Here is a 2,378-nt window from a genome sequence, read left to right as displayed (position 1 = left end):
GGAAATGTCCTTCACAGGAGTCACTGTTCGCGTCAGCGGGACGGAGTCCTTGAAGCCCGTACTCTTTCGCTTTAGCGGCGCGGAGCGCTTTGCGTCAGCATGAGTGCGGGAGTATGTCACAACAGCAGCGTGCAAAAGCTGGTCAACAGCAAGGTCACCGCCGTCAGGAGCAGGCTAAAGCTCCAAAGCCGCAAAGCGGCAAGCAGCAGGATCCCGATCACCCAAATCAGCAGAGCATTCCAATAGGGTCGGTTGGGGGCTTTGGACACATTAATTTTCTGGAAGAAGGGCAGCAGGATGAACGATACATCCAACAACAGGCGCGGCAGCCGCAAATTGTCCGGCAGCGGCAGATCTCGCACCGCCAAATAAAGCAGCCCCCAGCTCAACAAAAGCGGGATTAGGAGCAGATAGTTGGATTCGGCCAGCAGGGGTCGATCCACCACCAGCGGAAACAGAGGGCTGATCCCCCAGAGCAGATAGAGGTAAAAGTTGAAGTTCAGCAGCGGCTGTAGCAGAGGGGGCACCTTGAGGCGTTGACCTTGGGATCCCACCTGAGCTGCAATTTTCTGGCCCAGGGATCCGCCTTTTTGAGGGGCTTGCGCTGCTGGGGCCGCCCGCCAACCGCAGTGGTCACAGTAGGGAGATTTGAACCGGTAGGCTGGGATCGGCTTGCCACAGGAAGGGCAACGTTGGATCGGACGAGGTTGAGAACTGGAAGCCATGACCACCCCGCGGTACTTCTGCCTTAGCATGCCCCAATGGCTCTTAGTTTACTCCCAGGGCAAATGACAGTGTGATACAGGCTGCTCCCAAAGCTGCGCCGGCCATGACCTGCACGGGAGTGTGGCCCAGCAATTCTTTCAGGTAGGGTTCTTGGAAACGGTCGGCGCCCTTTTCTTCAAACCATTCTTCCAGGAGGCGATTCAGCACCCGCGCCTGTTTTCCAGCGGCTTGGCGGATCCCCGCGGCATCGTACATCACCACCAATGCGAAAACCACCGTCGCGGCAAACAGCAGGCTGTCCCAGCCTTCCTGCATCCCCACCCCAATGGACAAAGCCGTCACCAACGCTGCGTGGGAGCTGGGCATTCCCCCGGTTTCCACCAAGACTCGCAGGTTAACCTTGCCTGACCGCACATAGGAAAGGATCAGCTTGATGGCTTGGGCCAACACACTGGCCAGCAAAGCAACCCAGAGGACATGATTGGCCATCAACTGTTGCAGCATACGGCTCTCCAGCACAGACATGCGAGCAGGGTCTCCAGGGATCCCATCTAACTTGTCCTCTTGTCCTGCCCTAATGCTGACGGCGAGTGATGAAGTCCGCCAGAGCCAGCAGCGGTTCTGCCCGCGGTCCGTAGGGGCGCAACGTTTCCTTGGCCGATTGAATCAGCTCCTCGGCTTTTTGCCGGGAGGCCTCTAGGCCCAACAAGCTGGGATAGGTGGCTTTGGCGGCAGCTTGATCCTTGCCTGCCGTTTTGCCCAGTTGCTCGCTGGTGGCGGTGATGTCCAAAATGTCGTCCACAATCTGAAAGGCCAAGCCAATATCGCGGGCGTAGCGGCTCAGGCGGTCCAGCAGCTCCTCATCTCCCCCCGCCAGGATCCCTCCCGAAACCACCGAGACTTCCAATAGAGCGCCGGTTTTGTGGCTGTGAATGTACTCCAAAGTTTCCAGGGAAATGGCTTTGCCCTCCGACTCCAGATCCACCACCTGTCCCCCCACCAAACCGGTTGCCGCCACAGCATGGCCAATGCGGGCGATCACCTGTAACACCAACTGCGGCGGTACCCCCTGAGTTTGGCTAGCAATGTGCTCAAAGGCAAAAGCCAGCAGAGCATCTCCCGCCAAGATGGCAATGTCTTCGCCGAACACCTTGTGGTTGGTGGGTTTGCCGCGGCGAAAGTCGTCATTGTCCATGGCCGGCAAGTCGTCATGGATCAGCGACATGGTGTGGATCATTTCCAGGGCACAGGCGGTAGGCAGAGCCTGCTCCACAGTGCCGCCGGCCAACTCGCAAGCAGCCAGACAGAGGATGGGCCTGAGGCGCTTCCCCCCTGCCAATAGGCTGTAGCGCATCGCCTCGTAAATGCGCTCCGGATAGGCGGGAACCAAAGCTGCAGAGAGAGCTTCTTCCACCTGTTGCTGACGCTGGCTCAGGTAGGCTTTCAGGTTAAAGGTTTGGGCAACCAAGCGGGGTTTCCTCTCAACTCGGCAATGGGGGGATCCTTGTCGAGCCGTTCTTCAACAGGCTGGCCAGGTGTCATTATCTCATGTCCACTGTGACATCCTCCCGACGCTGACCCTACGGGTACAGCGCGGGCTTCCTAACCTCACGGTTAGGCATTCCTGCCCCACGCCACTTATCTAGGTCATA

The 2,378-nt window shown here is 58.4% G+C and carries 3 protein-coding genes; all 3 read right to left on the bottom strand.

What is annotated here, in order from left to right:
- Positions 1-116: 116 nt before the first annotated feature.
- The 3 genes from ACVWYZ_RS14265 to crtE are packed head-to-tail and all read right to left on the bottom strand — an operon-like array spanning position 117 to position 2,194.
- On the bottom strand, positions 117-725 hold the full coding sequence (locus ACVWYZ_RS14265) for a hypothetical protein (protein ID WP_457467424.1): 609 nt from the start codon (positions 723-725) through the stop codon (positions 117-119).
- A 43-nt stretch (positions 726-768) separates the two neighbouring features.
- Entirely contained in the window at positions 769-1,251 is a 483-nt protein-coding gene (locus ACVWYZ_RS14260) for a divergent PAP2 family protein (protein ID WP_414400501.1), read from the bottom strand.
- Positions 1,252-1,300: 49 nt separating this feature from the next.
- The gene (crtE, locus tag ACVWYZ_RS14255) at positions 1,301-2,194 is read right to left on the bottom strand and encodes a geranylgeranyl diphosphate synthase CrtE (protein WP_414342614.1); all 894 of its coding nucleotides are present in this window, start codon (positions 2,192-2,194) and stop codon (positions 1,301-1,303) included.
- Positions 2,195-2,378: the final 184 nt, after the last annotated feature.

Source organism: Thermostichus sp. MS-CIW-37 (assembly GCF_054060065.1).
This window is presented reverse-complemented; position numbering and strand designations above follow the sequence as displayed.